The sequence below is a fragment of the Hominimerdicola alba 8 genome (assembly GCF_000178155.2).
In the GTDB taxonomy this organism is placed as follows: Bacteria; Bacillota; Clostridia; order Oscillospirales; family Ruminococcaceae; genus Hominimerdicola; species Hominimerdicola alba_C.
Genome location: NZ_ADKM02000128.1, coordinates 66,213 through 72,377, shown reverse-complemented (window position 1 = coordinate 72,377; position 6,165 = coordinate 66,213). Strand labels below are relative to the sequence as shown.

General features: G+C 48.5%; 4 protein-coding genes and 1 pseudogene. 1 reads left to right on the top strand and 4 read right to left on the bottom strand.

The window, feature by feature from the left end:
- Positions 1-180 (top strand): annotated as a pseudogene (locus CUS_RS20235) (hypothetical protein); the annotation flags it as partial.
- Between the two features lie 28 nt (positions 181-208).
- Here CUS_RS20235 and CUS_RS20560 read toward each other — a convergent pair.
- The 4 genes from CUS_RS20560 to CUS_RS16120 all read right to left on the bottom strand — a co-directional run bounded on the left by CUS_RS20560 (position 209) and on the right by CUS_RS16120 (position 6,160).
- Positions 209-4,408: a hypothetical protein gene (locus CUS_RS20560; RefSeq protein ID WP_050792254.1), complete on the bottom strand. Its 4,200-nt coding sequence runs from the start codon at positions 4,406-4,408 to the stop codon at positions 209-211.
- A 434-nt stretch (positions 4,409-4,842) separates the two neighbouring features.
- The gene (locus tag CUS_RS16130; protein ID WP_004167532.1) at positions 4,843-5,028 is read right to left on the bottom strand and encodes a PspC domain-containing protein; all 186 of its coding nucleotides are present in this window, start codon (positions 5,026-5,028) and stop codon (positions 4,843-4,845) included.
- Positions 5,029-5,051: 23 nt separating this feature from the next.
- Complete coding sequence (locus CUS_RS20745) at positions 5,052-5,384, bottom strand: PspC domain-containing protein (RefSeq protein ID WP_004167517.1); 333 nt, start codon at positions 5,382-5,384, stop codon at positions 5,052-5,054.
- 83 nt (positions 5,385-5,467) lie between these two features.
- On the bottom strand, positions 5,468-6,160 hold the full coding sequence (locus CUS_RS16120) for a flavodoxin family protein (RefSeq protein WP_004167528.1): 693 nt from the start codon (positions 6,158-6,160) through the stop codon (positions 5,468-5,470).
- Positions 6,161-6,165: the final 5 nt, after the last annotated feature.

Sequence of the window (6,165 nt, the reverse complement as noted above, 5' to 3'; positions counted from 1 at the left end):
GATATGGGGCGCTCAATTATCCTTTTGTTTACCGCATTTTTAGTTGGTGTGCTAAAGGGATATGTCGTTTACTATACCTTTATTATAACAATACCCAAAACCATTGTCAACCATCTGCGGGGTAAAAAAACACACCTGCCCCCGAAGGAACAGGTGTGTTTTCCGCAATTGATATCTTAGAGAAACATGAAAATTTCCGTGTTTATCATTACTTAACTGTTACAGTAACAGCGTTCTTGATAGCGTTTGCTACGTCCCAAGTACCGTTTACCTTAGCAGCGATAGCTACCTTGTAGGTCATACCGGGTGTCATGTTCTTAGGAGTTGTGTAGGAAGTAGTGGAAGCAGAGATAGACTGAGTCTGGATCCTCCACTTGCCTGCCAGATATACAGCTATGCCGTAGTTCTGAGCATTATCTACCTTATTCCAGGTGAATCTCATCTGGTGGTACTCTTCGCTGTACTGAACCTGAATGTTGGTAGGATATGTGTTACCGCTTACGCCCAGTGCAGGGATAACCCAAGAGTTAGCAGCGATCTGAGTGTATGTGCCGTTAGACAGAGTGTAGTACTTGCCGTCAGAACCGATGTAGTACTCGGTGTTGCCGGGCTGTGTTGCAGTTGCAGCTGTAGCAGCTACCTTAGTGTAGGTAACGGTGGTCTGCTGCTGCTGACTGGTAGAAGTGCTGCCGTTAACAGTGGTGTTAGCGTCCATAGCACCGCCGTATACCGAGAAGTTGGAAGCCAGCTTGGAGGTATCGGTGATCAGCTGGTAGTTGCCCGAAGGAATGTAGCAAACAGAAGAGTTGGTATCGAAGTTTGCATACTGGCAATCGGTGCTTACCTTAGTGGACTTGCTGGATACTACAGTACCGTCCATATCGCCCTTGCAGCCGTTCAGAACGTCGTTGAAGCTCTTTACTGCGCCCAGTTTTACCTGCATCGGGTTCTTGCAGTTCTCGAAGAGGTTGTACTCAGAGAAGATGTAAGCGTTTGCTCTGGGGTTCATGCAGTAGCTTGTCTGACCACTGAATATGTTGTTGTACATGTGGATATTAGCCTGACGAGCCAGAGGTCCTCTGGATTCGCACTTGTTCCAGTAGTTGTGATGGTAAGTCAGGTGGAACTGGAGGTTGCTGTCAGAAGCACCTACCAGGTTAGTCTTGTGGTAGCCCTCATAGTAGCAATAGCTGTTGGTGAAGTACAGACCACGCTTGAAGTCGCATGCGCCGTCGCCGCCTGCCTTATCAGACTCAGCAGGGTTGGAGATAGAAGGAGCGTAGAATTCGCAGTTGTGGATCCAGCATCTCTCAACAGGTGCAGACAGAGTCGAGCTTTCCTGAACGCCTTCCATACCTACGCAGTCTTCGGGAACGTTCTTGAACGCGATGTTCTTGATCTCGAAGCTCTTGCCGAAGTCAGGTGCTGCGGACTCAGCCATGAAGTGGAAGCCCCAGCCGTTAACTGTAGCATCGGTACCGATACCCTCAATGGTGATATCCTTACCGGACTTCATTCTTGCCATGTAGCCGTTGTCGCCAACGCTGCCGCCGAAGTCGGTGGAGTCATAAGCTGTCAGACCCGAAGGAGCCTTAACATCGCCAACGATACGGATTACCAGAGGAGTGCCGTCTTCTGCCAGCTTCTTGATGATGCCTGCGTTGGAGTTAGGCTTTGTGCCGCCGTTGGAGGTCTTGCCGCCGCCTACATCCTGACCTGCGGAATTGAGTATGTTACCGATACCTGTAACGGTAGTGCCGTCCTTAGAAGTAACAGTTACCTTATCCTTGTTGTCGTTTGTTACATAGATGACCTTAGCATTTGCCTTCAGTGTACCGTCATCGTTGTATGCGCCAACACCTGCTGTATAGTTGAAGTGTGCATAACCCGAACGATCCTGTGCGTTAACATTCAGACCGCTCTGAGTGATGTTGCCCTTAGAGGTGTTTACAGTGATAGAATACTTACCAGCGGGTACACCGGGGATATCGATCCTTACGCCGTTGGAGGTGTCGCGTACCAGATAGGTCAGGTCATCGCCCTTAAGGGTGCCCGAAGTAGTACCGGAGTAGGAAACGCCTGTAACATCGCTGTCTTTCATACCGGACAGTTCCAGATAGAGGTACTCGTTCCAGCCGCCTGCGCTTACTATCTTAACGCCGTTGATGTTTACGTTGCTTGAGCCGCTCGATGTGCTCGAAGTCGAAGAATTGTTTGTCGAGCTTGTGGAGCTAGTGCTGCTGGTGCTTGAGGTGTTATTGTTGCCTGAGCTGGAAGAACCACCTGCTGCACTCAGAGACATATAGAACAGAGTAGCTACATCAGCCTTAGTCAGGGTGTGGCTGCCTGCCGATACATTTGTGGTCAGCACGCCGTTGGAAGCGGTCAGCTTTGTGCCGTCCAGCTTGATGTTGCCTGTGCTCTCACCGAATACCAGAGTCAGAACACCGTCAGAAGGTGCATTGAAGCTGATGCTGGTAGCGCTTTCGAGTTTGAGGCACTGGGTCAGGGTCTTGCCATTGTAGGTAACAGAGCCCTTAGAAGAGGACAGGTTGCCTGCGATGGTGAAGAAGCTGCTGGAAGTGCCGCTTGCAGTGAAGTCCTGAACATAAGTTGCAGAAGAACTGCTGGAGCCGCCCTGCGAGCTTGTAGACGAAGTAGAGCTTGTCTTGGAGCTTGTAGAAGATGCAGGAGTGGAGCTTGTCGAAGAAGCAGGTGTAGAGCTGCTGCTCGAAGAAGCTGTAGTAGAATCGGAGAAGCCCGAACCTATTGCCTTGATAGAATCCTTATAGGACTGGAGTGCAGACTTAAGAGCAGTGTTTACTGCATAGCTCTCGTCATCAACGGAGTTATCGAAAGTCCACTTGAAGTCGCCGCCCTGTACACGACCTGCGTTAGCCTTTACAGTTTCAACAGCAGCCTCAGGGGACTGTGCAGTATAGCTGTACATAACGCTGGAAGTATCGAAGTTGTTATATGTAGAACCGCCCTGCTTTGCCTTTACAGAGGAAGGAACCTTTTCGGTCTTGCTGCTTGCCTCGTAAGCGTCAAATTCGGTGGAGTTCTTCTGATAAGTTACATAGCCCTTAGTCTTGTCACCTGTAACGGTGTTGTTGTAGGACTTGATGATACCGCCGTTCTCGCTGGAGAATGTACCGCCTGTTGCAACATCAGAACCCTGCATGGAAATGAGCATCGGGTACTTGCAGTTACGGAAGTAGTTGTTTTCAACGAAAGCAGAGCCACCCAGTGTCATACCAACGCCGTACTTGGAGTTGCCGTCGAAGTAGTTGTTATAGATGTGTACCGAGCAAGTTCTGATTCTGGGGTGACGAGAGTCAGAGTGGTCATACCAGTTGTGATGGTATGTGATATAGTTATCGGTAGTTTCAGACTTCATACCCTGCAGGTTGCACTTTCCGGAATCCCAGAAGTGGTTGTAAGAATGTGTGATGTAGGTGGAAGTCTTGGTATCCAGTGCGCCGTCGCCCTTAGCCTGGTCAGCATCGGAACCTGCATCGCCGTAGAACATATCGCAGTGGTGTACCCAAACGTGGTCATTCTTCTGCTGCAGACCAACGTTATCGCCCTCAGAGCTGTTGCAGTTCATGAAACCGAGGTTTCTTACTTCAACGTTAGAGGAGTTCTTTATAACGCAGCCGAAGCCGTTGAATGTAGCATCTGCGCCGATACCCTCGATGGTCAGACCGCAGGTAACAGTATCAACATACAGGTCGCCGCTGGAAAGACCGCTTGGATCGGTGATGTTGCCGATGAAACGGATACAAACAGGACCGCACTTGGTATTGCTCTTCAGATTGGTGATGATGCTCTGTACGCCCTTGAGAGAAGTAGAAGTACCGCTCTTGTTAGGCAGTGTAACTGTTACGCTGTCCTTAGTAGCGTTAGTTACGTATACAACTGTTGCGTTGGACTTAAGTGTACCGTCGTTGTTGTAAGCACCCGAAGCCGAACCGTTTACGAATGCGAAGCCCGAACGGTCATGTGCGATGGTGGATACATTTACAGAAGCTGCCTTAGAAGTATCCTCCTTGCCGCTGATGATAGGAACTATCTTCAGAGTGTGGCTGCCTGCCTTAAGGCCCAGAGCGTCTGCACGGAAGCAGGAAGCGTACTGACGGATCAGCATGCTGTCTATCTTAGTGCCGTCTGCGTATACGTTATAGCCGGAAGCACCCGAAACAGCCTTCCACTCAGCGTAAGCGCCCTCTGCGTAACCTGCCGAAGCGGTAACTGTTACAGATGAAGTGCTCTCTGCTGTTGCTACAATGCCCATTGTTCCGACAGGCAGTGTTCCGAACTGAACATTACCAACGCCGAACGAAGATGCTACTGTAGCTGTTGCAACCAGTGTTGCCATTGTCTTCTTCATGACATTTGCTTTCATATTATCAACTCTCCCTTTGAAAATGTTAACCAACCAGCCCATTGCTGTTTCCTTCGTAAACAAGCCTTAACTTGTTTTACCTTGATTTAATTATATACCTTAACTATTAATTTTTCCATGTACAAATCAGTACTAATTATTCAAAAAATGTATCTTTTTATATGTTTGCACCAAAAAGTTATAGCAAACACCAGTTTTATTGATGGAAAATATGCCGAATATTATATGGATTAATCAGAACAAATTGACAATTAACTTTTTCGTCGATGCTTGTTAAATTATGAACAAACTCGGCGTGCTTTTTCTTGTTGTGCGAGAAATATTTAAGTTAACTTTCCTTAATGTATTATTAACATTTTGAACGCAATTTTCTTTCATTTATCCGCACAAAAAAACAGAGCTTCTGCAACGCAGAAGCCCCGTCAGCTTTCATATCATATCTCAGGCAGTATCATGACAGCCACGATATATGCAAAGAATCCGAATCCGCCGCAGAACAATGATGCCACAGCGATTATGCGTATGATGTTCACATCGATACCAAAGTATTCAGCAAGCCCCATGCAAACGCCCGATATCTTAGCGCCGTTTCTTATCCTGTATAATTTCTTTCCGTTCATAGTTATTCTCCTTTCGTTATCCGTTAAAGCATATCTTTGCCGTTGTGGTCGTTATCGTTGTTATCATAGTTTTGGTTGTCATATCTGCCGTAGTTATCGTTGGCGTTATACCTGTTGTAATCGAAGTTGCCCGCGTTGTTTGCGTTGCCGCTGTTACGGTAAGGCGAATCGTTCACTTCGGGGAGTATCAGCATTGCCGCTATATACGCCACCAATCCCACGCCCGAGAAGCACACCAGAATGACCGCCGCTAACCTCACAAGGCTGACATCGACATCAAAATATGCCGCTACACCGTTGCACACGCCCTGTATCATCGCACCGTTCCTTATTCTGTAAAGTTTCTTTCCATTCATGATCATCTCTCCTTTTCTTATACTATTATAATATATACCGCCGCGAAGCATAATGCTGTCAGACTGTAGGCGATACGTTCAGATCAGCTTTTCCACGGGCGGACGTTTCCTGTCCAGCCCTTTTCCTGCCAGTGTTTTACATCACGCGGGTTGAAACCCTTGCGCTGCATCAGGTGCATCGCGAAGAACACTGCGCGGGTCTTCAATGTCGGCTTTACTCTGCCATGCCTGCTTTTTATCTTCTGTGCGGTGCGTTCTGCCGCTTTTTCGATGGTCTTGCGCTTTTTGTCAGAGATGCCCTGCCAGTCACTCGCCGCTACGCCGAAGCCCAGCTTGTATATCCTCGCCACGCCCCAGAAGAACAGGCTGTCTGCCATATCTTTGTTCGCACTGCCCGTACCCATGCCCGCCGCAGTGCTTATGCAGACACCCTGTTTGGTAAACATCGACTCTTCGGGCGAATGCACCATCCAGCGCCAGCCGTAGTGGTCAAGAAAGGCTTTCATCGCACCGGTTGCATGGAAAACGTATACGGGACTTGCCAGTATTATCACATCTGCCGCATCTATGGCTTCGGTGATGGGTGACAGCTTTGCAAAGTGCGGACACTTCTCCTCACCGACCTCAAAGCACCGCGTACAGCCTGTGCAGAATTCTCCGAAATCGCGCGGCAGAAAAAATTCCGTGACCTCGCCGCCCAGCTTATCTGCCAGCAGGCGGGCTGTGTGATAAGTCGAACCCTTGTGGCTCTGACCGTGTATTATAACTGTTTTCATAGCTG

Coding starts and splice junctions, on each gene's coding strand:
- CUS_RS20560 (WP_050792254.1), bottom strand. CDS start 4,408: ATGAAAGCAAATGTCATGAAGAAGACAATGGCAACACTGGTTGCAACA.
- CUS_RS16130 (WP_004167532.1), bottom strand. CDS start 5,028: ATGAACGGAAAGAAATTATACAGGATAAGAAACGGCGCTAAGATATCG.
- CUS_RS20745 (WP_004167517.1), bottom strand. CDS start 5,384: ATGAATGGAAAGAAACTTTACAGAATAAGGAACGGTGCGATGATACAG.
- CUS_RS16120 (WP_004167528.1), bottom strand. CDS start 6,160: ATGAAAACAGTTATAATACACGGTCAGAGCCACAAGGGTTCGACTTAT.